At 66.2% G+C, this 14,713-nt stretch carries 15 protein-coding genes and 5 tRNA genes; 17 read left to right on the forward strand and 3 right to left on the reverse strand.

Features of this window, described 5'->3' with window-relative positions:
* Nucleotides 1-26 precede the first annotated feature (26 nt).
* From eno to truD, 5 genes are all read left to right on the forward strand, one after another.
* Nucleotides 27-1,340, forward strand: coding sequence for a phosphopyruvate hydratase (gene eno / locus MJ605_RS08180; RefSeq protein ID WP_243040948.1), 1,314 nt, complete (start codon nt 27-29; stop codon nt 1,338-1,340).
* Nucleotides 1,341-1,360: 20 nt separating this feature from the next.
* Complete coding sequence (gene ftsB, locus MJ605_RS08185) at nt 1,361-1,684, forward strand: cell division protein FtsB (RefSeq protein ID WP_243040949.1); 324 nt, start codon at nt 1,361-1,363, stop codon at nt 1,682-1,684.
* The gene (gene ispD / locus MJ605_RS08190; protein ID WP_243040950.1) at nt 1,681-2,373 is read left to right on the forward strand and encodes a 2-C-methyl-D-erythritol 4-phosphate cytidylyltransferase; all 693 of its coding nucleotides are present in this window, start codon (nt 1,681-1,683) and stop codon (nt 2,371-2,373) included. Before ftsB ends, ispD begins: the two co-directional genes overlap by 4 nt.
* 13 nt (nt 2,374-2,386) lie before the next feature.
* Complete coding sequence (gene ispF, locus MJ605_RS08195; RefSeq protein ID WP_279237503.1) at nt 2,387-2,860, forward strand: 2-C-methyl-D-erythritol 2,4-cyclodiphosphate synthase; 474 nt, start codon at nt 2,387-2,389, stop codon at nt 2,858-2,860.
* A gap of 105 nt (nt 2,861-2,965) precedes the next feature.
* Nucleotides 2,966-3,979: a tRNA pseudouridine(13) synthase TruD gene (gene truD / locus MJ605_RS08200; RefSeq protein WP_243040952.1), complete on the forward strand. Its 1,014-nt coding sequence runs from the start codon at nt 2,966-2,968 to the stop codon at nt 3,977-3,979.
* Between the two features lie 113 nt (nt 3,980-4,092).
* Here the strand turns inward: truD and MJ605_RS08205 are convergent, their stop codons facing one another.
* On the reverse strand, nt 4,093-4,638 hold the full coding sequence (locus MJ605_RS08205) for a Smr/MutS family protein (protein ID WP_243040953.1): 546 nt from the start codon (nt 4,636-4,638) through the stop codon (nt 4,093-4,095).
* Nucleotides 4,639-4,803: 165 nt separating this feature from the next.
* Between MJ605_RS08205 and surE the strand changes: the two genes are divergently transcribed.
* The 4 genes from surE to MJ605_RS08225 all read left to right on the forward strand — a co-directional run bounded on the left by surE (nt 4,804) and on the right by MJ605_RS08225 (nt 7,926).
* Entirely contained in the window at nt 4,804-5,595 is a 792-nt protein-coding gene (gene surE, locus MJ605_RS08210) for a 5'/3'-nucleotidase SurE (protein ID WP_243040954.1), read from the forward strand.
* Between the two features lie 4 nt (nt 5,596-5,599).
* Entirely contained in the window at nt 5,600-6,295 is a 696-nt protein-coding gene (locus MJ605_RS08215) for a protein-L-isoaspartate(D-aspartate) O-methyltransferase (protein WP_243040955.1), read from the forward strand.
* Nucleotides 6,296-6,320: 25 nt separating this feature from the next.
* Nucleotides 6,321-6,929, forward strand: coding sequence for a YqaA family protein (locus MJ605_RS08220; protein WP_243040956.1), 609 nt, complete (start codon nt 6,321-6,323; stop codon nt 6,927-6,929).
* Nucleotides 6,930-6,993: 64 nt separating this feature from the next.
* Nucleotides 6,994-7,926: a peptidoglycan DD-metalloendopeptidase family protein gene (locus tag MJ605_RS08225; RefSeq protein WP_243040957.1), complete on the forward strand. Its 933-nt coding sequence runs from the start codon at nt 6,994-6,996 to the stop codon at nt 7,924-7,926.
* A 104-nt stretch (nt 7,927-8,030) separates the two neighbouring features.
* On the opposite strand, the gene MJ605_RS08230 is transcribed toward MJ605_RS08225, so the two are convergent.
* Together MJ605_RS08230 and yhbY are read right to left on the reverse strand one after the other, a co-directional pair.
* The gene (locus MJ605_RS08230; protein WP_243040958.1) at nt 8,031-8,405 is read right to left on the reverse strand and encodes an Mth938-like domain-containing protein; all 375 of its coding nucleotides are present in this window, start codon (nt 8,403-8,405) and stop codon (nt 8,031-8,033) included.
* On the reverse strand, nt 8,405-8,701 hold the full coding sequence (gene yhbY, locus MJ605_RS08235; RefSeq protein ID WP_243040959.1) for a ribosome assembly RNA-binding protein YhbY: 297 nt from the start codon (nt 8,699-8,701) through the stop codon (nt 8,405-8,407). The genes MJ605_RS08230 and yhbY overlap by 1 nt, the downstream gene beginning before the upstream one ends.
* 84 nt (nt 8,702-8,785) lie before the next feature.
* On the opposite strand from yhbY, the gene rlmE reads away from it, so the two are divergent.
* From rlmE to MJ605_RS08275, 8 genes are all read left to right on the forward strand, one after another.
* On the forward strand, nt 8,786-9,436 hold the full coding sequence (rlmE, locus tag MJ605_RS08240) for a 23S rRNA (uridine(2552)-2'-O)-methyltransferase RlmE (protein ID WP_243040960.1): 651 nt from the start codon (nt 8,786-8,788) through the stop codon (nt 9,434-9,436).
* Nucleotides 9,433-11,382 (forward strand): ATP-dependent zinc metalloprotease FtsH, encoded by a 1,950-nt coding sequence (gene ftsH / locus MJ605_RS08245; RefSeq protein ID WP_243040961.1) that lies wholly within the window; start codon nt 9,433-9,435, stop codon nt 11,380-11,382. The genes rlmE and ftsH overlap by 4 nt, the downstream gene beginning before the upstream one ends.
* 451 nt (nt 11,383-11,833) lie before the next feature.
* Nucleotides 11,834-11,910 (forward strand) — tRNA-Arg (locus MJ605_RS08250).
* Between the two features lie 175 nt (nt 11,911-12,085).
* A tRNA-Pro gene (locus MJ605_RS08255) sits at nt 12,086-12,162 on the forward strand.
* A gap of 26 nt (nt 12,163-12,188) precedes the next feature.
* A tRNA-Arg gene (locus tag MJ605_RS08260) sits at nt 12,189-12,265 on the forward strand.
* Nucleotides 12,266-12,279: 14 nt separating this feature from the next.
* A tRNA-His gene (locus MJ605_RS08265) sits at nt 12,280-12,356 on the forward strand.
* Nucleotides 12,357-12,383: 27 nt separating this feature from the next.
* A tRNA-Lys gene (locus MJ605_RS08270) sits at nt 12,384-12,459 on the forward strand.
* 732 nt (nt 12,460-13,191) lie between these two features.
* Nucleotides 13,192-14,688 (forward strand): mannose-1-phosphate guanylyltransferase/mannose-6-phosphate isomerase, encoded by a 1,497-nt coding sequence (locus MJ605_RS08275; RefSeq protein WP_243040962.1) that lies wholly within the window; start codon nt 13,192-13,194, stop codon nt 14,686-14,688.
* The last annotated feature ends 25 nt before the right edge of the window (nt 14,689-14,713 follow it).

Raw genomic sequence — 14,713 nt, forward strand, 5'->3', positions numbered from 1 at the left:
TTCACCTCAACCAAGCAACGGAACCCATGAGCACCGACATCACCCGCATCCACGCCCGTGAAATTCTCGATTCCCGCGGTAATCCCACGCTTGAGGCGGAGGTGACCCTGGCCGGTGGCGGCTTCGGCCGCGCGGCGGTGCCGAGCGGCGCCTCCACCGGCTCGCGCGAGGCGGTGGAGCTGCGTGACGGCGACAAGTCGCGCTACCTGGGCAAGGGTGTGAAGAACGCCGTAGGCAACGTCAACGGCGTCATCGCCAGCACGCTGAAGGGCTTCGACGCCGCCAACCAGGGCGGCCTGGACGCCCAGCTCATCAACCTCGACGGCACCCCGAACAAGGGCAAGCTCGGCGCCAACGCCATCCTCGGCGTATCGCTGGCCGCCGCCCATGCGGTCGCCGCCCAGCGCAAGCAGGCGCTGTGGCAGTACCTGGCGGAGATCAACGGCACCACTGGCAGGCCGGGCGCGCTGCCGGTGCCGATGATGAACATCATCAACGGCGGCGCCCATGCCGACAACAACGTCGACGTGCAGGAATTCATGGTGCTGCCGGTGGGCCTGCCCAGCTTCGCCGAGGCGCTGCGCGCCGGCGCGGAGATCTTCCACGCGCTCAAGAGCGTGCTCAAGGGCCGCGGCCTCAACACCGCGGTGGGCGACGAGGGCGGCTTCGCCCCGGACCTGCGCTCCAACGTCGAGGCGTTGGACACCATCCTCGAGGCGGTCGACAAGGCTGGCTACAAGGTTGGCAGCGAGATCCTGCTGGGCCTGGACGCGGCCAGCTCGGAGTTCTACAAGGATGGCAAGTACGACCTGGCGGGCGAGGGCAAGGCCTACAGCTCCGAGCAGTTCGTCGACCTGCTGGCCGGCTGGGCCCGGCAGTACCCGATCGTGACCATCGAGGACGGCATGGCCGAGGGCGACTGGCACGGATGGAAGCTGCTGACCGATGCGATCGGCGATCGCATCCAGGTGGTGGGCGATGACCTGTTCGTGACCAATCCCGCCATCTTCAAGGAAGGCATCGACAAGAAGATCGCCAATTCCATCCTGGTCAAGGTCAACCAGATCGGCACGCTGTCGGAGACCCTGGAGACGATCGCCATGGCCGACGCGGCGAAGTATTCGGCGGTAATCTCGCATCGCTCGGGCGAGACCGAGGACACCACCATCGCCGACATCGCCGTGGCTACCACCGCCACCCAGATCAAGACCGGCTCGCTGTGCCGCACCGACCGCGTGGCCAAGTACAACCAGCTGCTGCGCATCGAGGAAGCGCTGGGTTCGGCGGCACGCTATGCCGGCCGCGAGGCCTTCCCGAACCTGGCCAGCCTGCCGGGCTGACGAAGGAGTGCGGATCGTCCATGCTGCGTTGGGTCGCGCTGGTCCTGGTACTGCTTTTGATCGCCCTGCAGGTGAAGCTGTGGGGCGGCAACGGTGGCGTGCATGAGGTGGAAACCCTGCGCGCCGCCGTGAAGAAGCAGGGCGAGGACAATGACAAGCTGCAGCAGCGCAACCAGGCCCTGGGCGCGGACGTGGACGATCTCAAGCATGGCGAGCAGGCGGTCGAGGCGCGCGCGCGCGCCGAACTGGGCCTGATCAAGCCGGGCGAGACGTTCTACCAGGTCGTCGAGAAGCCGGGCGCTGCCCAGCCGCCGGCCTCTCCCTCCAGCAGCGGGGGCCAATGAGCGGGCGGCTGTGGTGCGTGGTGCCGGCGGCGGGGCGAGGCACGCGCGTGGGCGGCGACATTCCCAAGCAATACCTGCCACTCGGTGGGAAGCCGCTGATCCTGCACACGCTGGAGCGATTGGCGGCACATCCGCAAGTGGCCGGCCTGATGGTGGTGTTGGGCGCCCGTGACGAGCACTGGCCTGGCGCTGGTGAACTGGCGGGCAAGCCGCTGCTGACCTGCGTGGGCGGGGCCGAGCGCTGCGATTCGGTGCTGGCCGGTCTGCGCGCCTTGCCGGCGGCGGTCACCGACGCGGCCTTCGTGTTGGTGCACGACGCGGCCCGGCCCTGTGTGCGGACGGCTGACATCGCGCGCCTGATCGAGCTCGGCATACCCGCCGGCGGCGGCTTGCTGGGCGCGCCGTTGCGCGACACGCTTAAGCGTGCCGGCGACGACGGGCGCAGCCATGACACCGAGCCGCGCGACCATCGCTGGCGCGCCTTCACCCCGCAGATGTTCCGCCGCGGCGAACTGTCGGCGGCCCTGCTGGCGGCCTCGCTGGCCGGCGTGACGGTGAGCGACGAGGCGATGGCGATGGAGCGTGCCGGCTTCGCGCCGTTGCTGGTCGAGGGTGCCGAGGACAATATCAAGGTGACCACCGCAGCGGACTTCGCGCTGGCGGAGTTCCTGCTGCCGCGAACCCAATGAGGAGTCAAAGATGATGCGGATTGGCCAGGGCTTCGACGTCCACATCTTCGGCGAGGGCGACCACGTGATGCTCGGCGGCGTGCGCGTGCCGCACAGCCGCGGCGTGGTGGCGCATTCCGATGGCGACGTGGTGATCCATGCTTTGTGCGACGCCATCTTCGGCGCGCTCGCGCTGGGCGACATCGGCCGGCATTTCCCGCCCAGCCAGGCGCAGTGGCGGCATGCCGACAGCCGGATCTTCCTGCGCCACGCCGCGAAGCTGATGCGCGAGCAGGGCTATGCGCTGGGCAATGCCGACGTCACCGTGATCTGCGAGGCGCCCAAGGTCGGCCCTCACGCGCTGGCCATGCGCGAGGCGGTGGCGGCGGAGCTGGGCTGCGACGTCGGCCAGGTCAGCATCAAGGCCACCACCACCGAGAAGCTGGGCTTCACCGGCCGCGGCGAAGGCATTGCCGCACAGGCCTGCGTGCTGCTGGTTCTCGCGTAAGCTGCGGTTTTCCGGTCCCGCCATGCCGCGTCTGGCTCCATGGACCGGCGGGCGCCAGGCTGGTGTTTTTCGTTTCCATCGACCGGCCCTGCCGGCGGAGTTCCCATGTCCGATCCTGAACTGCCCTATGCCTACGGCAACCCACCGCTGACCGCCGTGCTGCGGGCGGCGCCGGAGGATTTCCAGGTGGAGGAGATCCTCGGCTACGACGCCGACGGCGAGGGCGAGCACGCGCTGCTGTGGGTGGAGAAGCGCGGCGCCAACACCGACTGGGTAGCGCGCGAGCTGGCGCGCTTCGCCGAGGTGCCGCCGCTCAATGTCGGCTATGCCGGCCTCAAGGATCGCCACGCCGTCACGCGGCAGGCGTTTTCCGTGCAACTGGCCGGCAAGCCCGATCCCGATTGGTCGGCGTTTCCGCATACGGAAGTGAAGGTGCTGGCTGCCACGCGGCACAAGCGCAAGCTCAAGCGCGGCGCGCTGCGCGGCAACCGCTTCGTGCTGGTACTGCGCCAGGTGGCGGGCGACCGCGCGGTGGCCGGGCAGGTGTTGCAGCAGATCGCTCGGCGCGGCGTGCCCAACTACTTCGGCGAACAGCGCTTCGGCCGCGAAGGCGGCAACGTCGCGCTGGCCCGGGCAATGTTCGCGGGACGCCGTTTCGACCGCGACAAGCGCCATTTCCTGCTGTCCGCCGCGCGCTCGCACATCTTCAACGCGGTGCTGGCGGCGCGGGTGGAGCAGGGCAGCTGGGACGCGCCGATGGACGGCGAGATCTGGGCGCTGGCCGGCTCGCGCTCGTGGTTCGGTCCCGAGCCGTTCGACGCGACGCTGTCGGACCGGCTGGCGCGTGGCGACATCCATCCTTCCGGCCCGCTGTGGGGCCGCGGCGAAACGCCGGCCAAGGGCGACGTCGCCGCGCTGGAGAACGCCGTGGCGGCGGCCAACACCGACCTGGCCGGGGGACTTGTCGCCGCGAAGATGGACCAGGAGCGGCGCGCGCTGCGCATGATCCCGCAGCACCTCGCCTGGCGCTGGCTGGACGACGACGCGTTGGAACTGAGCTTCGAGCTGCCGGCGGGGGCGTATGCGACCACGGTGGTGCGCGAACTGGCAAACACCTAGCCCGCCTTCTGCAGGAGCGCACTCTGTGCGCGACCGCCTTTCGCGTCGGTCTCCAGCCACGACATCGCAACGCGCCCTAGCGATGAGGACTCAAAGCGGGCGCATGGCGGCGCTCACCCCTTCAAAAGCACCACCACCGCCCCCGTGCCCCCCTGCATCGGCCTCGCCGAGGCGAATGCCACCACGTCGTCGCGCCGTCGCAACATCCGGTCCGTCAGTGCCTTCAGCACCGGCCCGGCAGCGCGCGAGCGCAGGCCCTTGCCATGCACGATGCGCACGCAGCGCAGGCCACGCTGCCGTGCCTCGGCCAGGAACATGTTGATGGTCGCCTGCGCGGCGGCGGCGTTCATCTGGTGCAGGTCGATGTCGTCCTGGATGCTGAACTGGCCGCGCTTGAGCTGGCGCAGCAGCTTGGGCGGGTAGCCGTCGCGCAGGTAGCTGAGTTCTTCGCCCACTTCGATCAGCCCGGGATCGAAGGCCATGTCCAGCAGCTCGCCGGGCACGGCGGCCTCGTCGGCCTCGAACATGCGCGGATGCGGCGCTGGCTTGGGCGCCGACGGCGCGGGCGCTACCGGGTCGATCGGCCGCACGTCGCCGATGGCCTCGCGGAACAGGCGGGCGTCGTCGTCGGTCACCGGGGAGGGCGGACGGTGTTTCATGCCTGCATCGTAATGCAGGCGGCGCCGGCTGGCGCCACACGCACGGCCGGCGGCGCGGCAGCCTAAACGCATGTGAAACCTCCGGCCGGCTCCGGTATGCTTCGGCTCCTGACATGCGCCCGTCCCCAGGACGAGGACGCCGCGATTGGCTTTCGACGGATCATCATGCGAGTTCTGGTAAGCAACGACGATGGCGTGGATGCACCGGGCATCCGCGTGCTCGCCGAGCGCCTCGGCGCGGTCGGCCAGGTGACGGTGGTGGCGCCCGACCGTGACCGTTCCGGCGCCAGCAATTCCCTCACGCTGGATGCGCCGATCCGCGCGCTGCGGATGGAGAACGGCTACTACCGCGTGGCCGGCACGCCCACCGACTGCGTGCACCTGGCGCTGGCCGGCATGCTCGACCATGAGCCGGACATCGTCGTCTCCGGCATCAACAATTCGGCCAATCTCGGCGACGACGTGATCTATTCCGGCACCGTGTCGGCGGCGATGGAAGGGCGCTTCCTCGGCCTGCCCGCCATCGCGGTCTCGCTGGTGAGCAAGGACCACAACGGCATCCACTACGACTCGGCGGCCAATGCGGTGCTGCTGCTGATGCGGCGCCTGCTGGTCGATCCGTTGCCGGCCGACACCATCCTCAACGTCAACGTGCCCGATCGCCCGTGGGCGGACATCCACGGCTTCGAGGTCACCCGTCTGGGCAAGCGCCATCGCTCGGCGCCGTCCATCAGGCAGACCGATCCGCGCGGCAAGACCATCTGGTGGATCGGCCCGGCCGGCGACGTGGACGATGCCGGCCCGGGCACGGACTTCAACGCGGTGCGTCGCGGCTATATCTCGGTGACGCCGATCCATGTGGACCTCACCCGCTTCCAGGCGCTGGAGAAGGTCAGCAGTTGGGTCGGCGCGTTGAACGAAGGCGTCGGCGGCAAGAGCGCCGACGAGGCGGCGTGAGGGCATGAACGTGCATCCATTGCCGCCATCCGCATTGAAGGGCGAGGGCATGACCTCGCAGCGCGCGCGTGATCGCCTGGCTACCAAGCTCAAGGAAGAGGGCATCCGCGACCAGCGCGTGATCGACGTGATCCGCCATACGCCGCGCCACCATTTCATCGACCAGGCGCTGCACTCGCGCGCCTACGAGAACACCGCGCTGCCGATCGGCCATGGCCAGACCATTTCCCAACCCTGGGTGGTGGCGCGCATGACCGAGGCGCTGCTGGAACATTTCGACGCGAAGCAGGGCATGCCGCAGAAGGTGCTGGAGATCGGCACCGGTTCGGGCTACCAGGCCGTGGTACTGGCGCAACTGGTGCCGCAGGTCTACACCGTCGAGCGCATCGAGGAACTGCTGCGCCAGGCGCGCCGCCGCTTCCGCCAGCTCGGCCTCGCCAACATCCGCTCGCGCCATGACGACGGCAAGCTGGGCTGGGCCGACGAGGCGCCGTTCGACGCCATCATCCTCACCGCCGCCGGCGATGCGATCCCGCATGCCATCCTCGACCAGCTCAGCCCCACCGGCGTGCTGGTGGCGCCGGTCGGTTCGCCCAGCAACCAGATGCTGATCCGCATGCGCGGCGACGGGCAGGGCGATTTCATCCAGGAGGAACTGGGCGCGGTCAGTTTCGTGCCCCTGCTCGGCGGCATCGGCTGATGCGCCCACAAGGAAATCCGTAAGCATGCGTCTGTTCGGACCGCTGTATGCGCGCGCACTGACCTGGGCGCGCCACCCCAAGGCCGTGTATTTCCTGTGCGGGCTCAGCTTCGTCGAGGCCTTCATCTTCCCGGTCATGCCGGAGGTGATGCTGGCGCCGATGATGCTCGGCAAGCGTCACAAGGCGTTCTTCTACGCCAACCTCAGCCTGCTGTTCTCGCTGCTGGGCTCGCTGGTCGGCTATGCGCTGGGCCACTGGGCCTTCCATGCGCTGTCGCCGCTGCTGGAGCACCTGCACCTGCTGGCGCCGATCGAGACCGGCGTGGCCAACCTGCGCGCGCAGATGAACCAGCATTGGCTGGGCCTGATGCTGGTGCTGGCGCTGGCGGCGCTGCAGCCGGTGGTGCCGATGAAGTTCGTGACCTGGGCGGCGGGCATCGTCGGCGTGCCGGTGATCCCGTTCCTGGTGTGCATGGCGGTGGGGCGCGGCAAGCGCGTATGGCTGCTGGCGCTGCTGATCCGCCTGTTCGGCGAGCGCGCCGAGCGCATCCTGCACCAGCATATCGAGCGTATTGGCTGGGTGGCCCTGGTGATCCTGGCCAGCCTCGTGGCGTGGTGGCTCTGGGCGCACTGAACGTAGGCCTGTATCCAAGGAGGTTGTCGGTGTGGCACGCATGAAAATACCGCCGCGCCTCGCTATGCTCGTTTCCATGAATGGATATCTCCGGTCGATCGCCCTGACCCTCGCCGTCCTGACCCTCGCCGCCTGTGGAACCCAGCGTTCCGTGGTGGTCCAGCCTGCCGCGGGCGGCGCCTCGCGAACCGTCGCGCCAGCCGCGCGCCCGGCACCGGGCGGCACCTACAAGGTGGTCAAGGGCGACACCCTGTACTCCATCGCCTTCCGCAACGGGGTGGATTTCCGCGACCTGGCGAGCTGGAACCATATCGATACGCCGTACACGATCTGGCCGGGCCAGGAACTGCGGCTGGCGCCCGAGGGCAAGGCTCCCGCGCCCACGCGCAACATGACCGGCGTGGTGGTGGGGACGACGGCCAGGCCCCAGGCCCCGGCGGCGGCTCCCGCGCATGCGGGCCCGGCCAGTCCACCCCAGCCGGCGACAGCGGCCAGCGCTTCCCCTGCGCCGGCGGCAAGCACCACGCCGGTGGTGCCGGTAGCCGGTGCGCCTGCCGCCACCGCCAGCAATACGCCGCCTCCCGCGCCCGCCACTCCGGCAGCTCCGGGGGCCACCCGCAGCAATGGCGGGGTGACCTGGCGCTGGCCGGCCGATGGCCAGCTCATCAAGCGCTTCCAGGCGGGCGATGCCATCCCTGGCATCGAGATCGGCGGCAAGGCCGGCGATCCGGTCCGGGCGGCCGCCGACGGCGTGGTGGTGTACAGCGGCAACGGCCTGGTGGGCTATGGCGAACTGATCATCGTCAAGCACAACGACAGCTACCTGTCGGCCTATGGCCACAACAGCAAGCGGCTGGTGAAGGAAGGCCAGCGCGTCACCGCCGGCCAGCAGATCGCCGAGATGGGTTCCACCGGTGCCTCGCGCGACGAATTGCAGTTCCAGATCCGCAAGGATGGCAACCCGGTCGATCCGTTGGGCTACCTGCCATCACGCTGAACCTCGGTCTCCGTAGGACCACTGTGGGAGCGCACTCAATGCGCGACCGGCGAGGCGAGGAACAGGATCGGACACCAATCGCGCACAGGGTGCGCTCCCACAAGTCAGGCGGGGAGGATGAACGCCGCCACCACCCGCCGGCTTTCACCCGCGAGCAGGTCGTAGGTGCGTGCCGCGGCGGCGTTGTCCATCACCTCCACGCCGACGCCCTGGCGCAGCAGGGCGGCCATGAAGGCGGCGGCGGGAAAGACCTGGCGCTCGCCCGTGCCCAGCAGCACCACCTCGGGCTTCAGGTCGAGGATGGCCTGGACGTGGCTGTCGTCCAGTTCGGCGGAGGCGGCCACCGGCCAGCGCTCCACCGCCCGCTCGGGCGACAGCAGGAAGCTGGCGGTGAACTCGCGGTCCACCACGGTGATGGCGCGTGCGCTCACGCGGCGCACGTACAGGTAATTGCCGGGGCGGTCGAGGGAAAGATCCATCAGCGGGGCAGGGCGAGCTTGGGCTCGTCCTCATTGCGGCGGAACAACACCACGATATGGCCGATCTGCTGCACGTTCTCTGACCGGGTGCCGTCAGCCAGATAGTCGACCTGCGCCTGGCGCTCGTCCTTGTCGCCGCCGGACAGCTTCACCTTGACCAGCTCGTGGTGCGACAGGGCCAGATCCAGTTCCTTGAGCACGGCCTCGGTCGCGCCCTTGGCGCCCAGCAGGATGACGGGGTTCAGGTCATGGGCCAGGCTGCGCAGGTAGCGGCGCTGCGAAGGGGAGAGGGCCATGTGTTCAGTCTCGGATTCACTGCGATAGGACCGGTAAGGGTATCATGCGGGCATCTCCCCCGTATCTGTGGCCGCCGCCGACCCATGTCTCGCAGCAAAAGCAGTTCCCGCTGGCTGCGGGAGCATTTCGATGACGTCTATGTGAAGAAGGCCCAGGCCGAGGGCCTGCGCTCGCGCGCCGTGTTCAAGCTGGAGGAACTGGTCGACCGTGACCGCCTTCTCAAGCCGGGCATGCGGGTGGTGGACCTGGGCGCCGCCCCGGGCGGATGGTCGCAACTGGTGCGGCAGCGCCTGGGCGATTCGGGTACCGTGGTGGCCATGGACATCCTGCCCATGCAGGGCATCGCCGGGGTGGATTTCCTGCAGGGCGACTTCCGCGAGGAATCGGTCCTGCGCGAGCTGGAAAGCCGCCTGCAGGGCCAGCAGGTCGATCTTGTGCTGTCGGACATGGCCCCCAATATGAGCGGAGTGGCCCTGGCCGACCAGATCCGGGCGATGGACCTGGCTGAATTGGCGCTGGATTTCAGCCGCCAGTGGCTCAAGCCGGGCGGGTCGTTCCTGATCAAGCTGTTCCAGGGGACGGGCTTTGACGATTACCTACGCAACTTGCGCGCAGACTTCACCCGCGTGACCATGCGTAAACCTAAGGCCTCCCGCGCACGTTCGCGGGAGGTGTATGCATTGGCCGTGGGTCGCAAGATCCCCGGCCGGCAACCGGGCGAGAACCGTGCATGAATGAAATGGCGAAAAACCTGCTGCTCTGGCTGATTATCGCGGTGGTCCTGCTCACCGTGTTCCAGAGTTTCAATCCGCATGGCGCGTCCTCCTCGGATCTGCCCTACAGCAGCTTCGTGCAGAGCGTGGACAACGGCAACGTGTCCACGGCCACCATCAGCGCCGACCAGCCGGCCACCATCAGCGGCAAGCTGAAGGATGGCAGCTCGTTCCGCACCGTCGCGCCGGTCCTGGGCTGGTCCACCAACGCGGTGGTCAAGCAGATGCAGGACAAGGGCGTGGAGGTGCGCCAGGAGCCCTCCAACAACGGCTTCTCACTGCTGGGCCTCTTGCTCAACTGGCTGCCGATCATCCTGATCGTGGGCGTGTTCATCTGGTTCATGCGCCAGATGCAGGCCGGCGCGGGTGGGCGCGGCGCCATGAGCTTCGGGCGCTCGCGCGCCAAGCTGCAAGGCGAGGACCAGATCAAGGTCAACTTCAGCGACGTCGCCGGCTGCGACGAAGCCAAGGAAGAGGTCGGCGAGCTGGTCGAATTCCTGCGCGACCCGGGCAAGTTCCAGAAGCTGGGCGGCAAGATCCCGCGCGGCGTGCTGATGGTGGGCCCGCCGGGCACCGGCAAGACCCTGCTGGCCAAGGCCATCGCGGGCGAGGCCAAGGTGCCGTTCTTCTCGATCTCCGGCTCCGACTTCGTCGAGATGTTCGTGGGTGTGGGCGCCAGCCGCGTGCGCGACATGTTCGAGCAGGCCAAGAAGCACGCGCCGTGCATCATCTTCATCGACGAGATCGATGCGGTTGGCCGCCATCGCGGCGCTGGGCTGGGCGGCGGCCATGACGAGCGCGAGCAGACGCTCAATCAGTTGCTGGTCGAGATGGACGGCTTCGAGGGTACCGAGGGCGTCATCGTCATCGCGGCCACCAACCGTCCGGACGTGCTCGATCCCGCGCTGCTGCGTCCGGGCCGCTTCGACCGCCAGGTGGTGGTCGGCCTGCCGGACGTGAAGGGGCGCGAGCAGATCCTCAAGGTACACCTGCGCCGCGTGCCCACCGCAGCGGACGTGGAACCGATGACCATTGCGCGCGGCACGCCGGGTTTCTCCGGCGCGGACCTCGCCAACCTGGTCAACGAGGCGGCACTGTTCGCCGCGCGCGAGAACGCGCGCGAGGTGCGCATGACGCACATGGACAAGGCGCGCGACAAGATCCTGATGGGCACCGAGCGCCGCTCGATGGCCATGAGCGAAGACGAGAAGAAACTGACCGCCTACCACGAGGCCGGCCATGCCATCGTCGGCCGCCTGGTGCCCGAGCACGATCCGGTCTACAAGGTTACGATCATCCCGCGCGGCCGCGCGTTGGGCGTCACCATGTACCTGCCGGAAGGCGACAAGTACAGCATGAACCGCGTGGCGATCGAATCGCAGCTGTGCTCGCTGTACGGTGGACGCGTGGCCGAGCAGTTGATCTTCGGCGAGGACAAGGTCACCACCGGTGCTTCCAACGACATCGAGCGCGCGACCAAGATGGCGCGCAACATGGCGACCAAGTGGGGCCTGTCCGACAAGCTCGGCCCGGTGACCTACGGCGAGGAGGAGGACGAGGTGTTCCTCGGCCGCTCGGTGACCCAGCACAAGAACGTCTCCGACGAGACCGCGCGCAAGATCGACGAGGAAGTGCGCTCCATCCTGGACCGCGCCTATTCGCGCACCAAGCAGCTGCTGACCGACAACATCGAGAAGCTGCACGTGATGGCCGACGCGCTGCTGCAGTACGAGACCATCGATGCGCACCAGATCGACGACATCATGGCCGGCCGCATTCCTGGACCGCCGGCGGACTGGTCGAAGAACTCCACCACCGGCTCCACGCCGCCACCTCCGCCACCGCGCGGCGACACGGGCGCCAAGGTGGGCGATCCGGCCACGCAGAGCCGCATCGCCGACCGCTGAACGAGTCGTAGCGGCATACGAAGAGAAGGCGGCCATGGGCCGCCTTTTTCCTGTGATGGCTTCCGAGAGCTCCTCCTGTGGGAGCGCACCCTGTGCGCGACTTGCGCCGGACAAGAGGAATGAGTCCCCGAAAAGGAGATGGAATAGTTAGGCGCACGGCGCGGTCAGTGTGTGTGCTTGCTGTCCCGACAGGCCAGTCGCGCACAGGGCGTGCTCCTACAGGGTGCCAGCGGATATTTTTCTTCCGCGGGGTATGGCCGAATAGGGAAAGGCTGGTTAAACTAGCGGGCTCGGGTGACGCGCTCTCATCGCCGAAGATGACGATTCTTCAACGGCGATGAAAAAAATATGAAAAAAAGTATTGACGCATTGGTCCCGAATCTGAATAATTCCGCTTCTCGCTTCGACGCTTTCCAGTAGAATGGTTAAGCGACAAGGCAATGATTGAAACGCGCCCGTAGCTCAGTTGGATAGAGTACCAGGCTACGAACTTGGTGGTCGGGAGTTCGAATCTCTCCGGGCGCGCCAAACAAGAGGCAAGGTGTGGTGCTCGGCATCACTGCTTGCCGCCGCAGGGCAGTGAATCGCCAAGCGGGCCGGACGATGAGGTACGAGGTTCGGTGTGCTTTGATACGGATTGACTAGGCTAGGCGTCACCCGTAGCATTTCAAAGCTTCAGCCCGTAAGGTTGAGGGTTCGAAATCGGGGTATAGCTCAGCCTGGTAGAGCGCCAGCTTTGGGAGCTGGATGTCGGGGGTTCGAATCCCTCTGCCCCGACCAGCAGATGCTATGCACATCGTGCACATGCGCCTGTAGCTCAACCGGATAGAGCATCGGCCTTCTAAGCCGACGGTTGCAGGTTCGATTCCTGTCGGGCGCGCCAATTCGTGGTTTATGGTGGGCGTAGCTCAGCTGGTTAGAGTACCGGATTGTGATTCCGGTTGTCGTGGGTTCGAATCCCATCGTCCACCCCAGTTCTTGGTTCTACAATTTAGTTTCACGGGCCGTTAGCTCAGCTGGTAGAGCAGTTGACTCTTAATCAATTGGTCCAAGGTTCGAATCCTTGACGGCCCACCAATTCAAAGGCACCTGGCGAAAGCCGGGTGCCTTTTTCATTGGCCGCGATGAAGGCCCGCATGCATCGCGGTTCGTGGCGATGGGTGTGCAAGCGGAATGGGGTTGTGTGCACGGCATATAGCGCCGCGCAAGCTGGGCAAGCGGGTCTCGCGATGAGCGGCGCCCCATGGATGAGTTCGTTCAGGTTGCGTGGGAAGTCCTCGCAATGGTGCATGCACGACCGTGACATGCCCTCGGGAATGCACAAGATGCGGTCAGGAAAATCCTCGTGATTTCGCTGATTTCGGTGCGTGACGCGATGTGCCGTCATGCGGTGGCACGGTTACTGCAACCTCATAAGTGGATTCCTGTCGCCCCTCTTGCATGACGGATGTTCGATAGGGCATGGTTTTTCTTTTGGAAGTATAGACTTCCATCGTAAAACGCATCGATTCATCGAAAAGATCTTCACTTCGCTTGTGCGTTGCGTGCTGAACGCTCTGCGAATATCGAAAGTTTGCGCTTCGGCAAGTTCATGTTGCGGTCATGGGCGTCCGCTATAACAACCCCGAATCGTTAGACGGGCGATGGATAAGCGTTAAACGCATGATGCCTCGCCGACGCATGATTCTCAGTTTCTTTCGAGATCAGCGAATGGATGGTTGCGTGAATCGCACCCGCCGTTCGTAGGTCGTCCGTGACGATTCAATACGCATCAGGGGGCCCTCCGCGACCGAAGAAAGAGGCGCGTGCATGGCTACGTCCCAAGAATTCCCGGTTAAAAATGCGGATCCCGTCCTCGTTCCTGTCTTGCTCGCCGGCGGTACGGGCACCAGGCTCTGGCCGCTTTCACGCGAGCAGTATCCGAAGCAGTTTCTTTCGCTGATCGGATCGCTCAGTCTCTTCCAGCAAACCGCGCAACGTGCAACGGGGATCGATGGCGCGGTCGCGCCGATGGTGCTTGGTTCGCACGATCATCGCTTCGTGATCGCCGAACAACTGCAGGACATCGCGGTAAAGCCGTCTGCGATCCTGCTCGAGCCGGAGAGCCGCAACACGCTCGCCGCCGCTGCGATAGCAGCGCACCATGTTGCCGTGGAACACGGTGAGGATGCGCTTGCGTTCCTCATGGCGGCCGATCACTTCATCTCCGATGTCGAGGCTTTCAGGCTTGCGTCCTGCGCGGCCGCGAGTGCCGCGAACCAGGACCATATCGTCACCTTCGGCATTACGCCGACAAGGCCGGAAACGGGCTACGGCTATATCAAGGGCGGCGCGCCGCTGGGGGGCGCTGGCGTGCGGGAGGTCGAGTCCTTCGTCGAAAAGCCCGACGTCGATACCGCACGCCGGTTCCTTGCCACGGGCGACTACTTCTGGAACGGTGGCATGTTCGTGTTCCGCTGTGGCCGCTTCCTCGACGAATTGCGACGGCTCGAGCCGGAAACCTTCGAACAGTCGCGGCAGGCATTGCACAAGGCCCGCCATGAGAACGGCTTTACCGAGCTTGATCCGGAAGCCTTTCGCCTTTGCCGCAGCGAATCGATCGATTACGCCGTCATGGAGAAAGTTGGACGGATTGCGCTGGTGCCATTGGATGCGGGCTGGGAGGACGTCGGCGCCTGGGACTACCTCGATCGCATGCCAGGAGTCGATCCGAGAGACAACCACACGCACGGCGACGTATTGCTGGAGGATGCGACGGGCAACCTGGTGCATTCAAGCAACCGGCTGATCGCGTTGATCGGCGTACGCGACCACATCGTGGTCGAGACCGACGATGCGGTGCTGGTGGCACCCAAGGACCGCGCCCAGGAAGTCAGGAGGGTGGTGCAGTCGCTCAAGCACGCCAAGCGAACCGAAGTGGAGAACCATCGCCGGGTCTACCGGCCGTGGGGGTTCTACGAAACCATCGCGCTTGGCGACCGTTTCCAGGTCAAGCGCATCTGCGTCAAGCCAGGGCACAAGCTTAGCCTGCAGATGCATTACCACCGCGCCGAACATTGGGTCATCGTCAAGGGCACCGCGAGGGTCACCATCGCGGCCAAGACCTTCATCCTGTCCGAGGACCAGTCGACCTATATCCGCCTCGGCAACACGCATCGGCTGGAAAACGCCGGCCGGATTCCGCTCGAGCTGATCGAGGTGCAGACCGGCGTGTACCTGGGCGAGGACGACATCGTGCGGTTCAGCGATGCCTATGGCCGCATCGAAGCGGCAACGGAGACCGCCGGTAGCGCTCACGTAGCTTGAAGACCCCGCAATCCGCGAGGAAACA

This window comes from Dyella sedimenti (assembly GCF_022760995.1).
Taxonomy (GTDB): Bacteria; Pseudomonadota; Gammaproteobacteria; order Xanthomonadales; family Rhodanobacteraceae; genus Dyella; species Dyella sedimenti.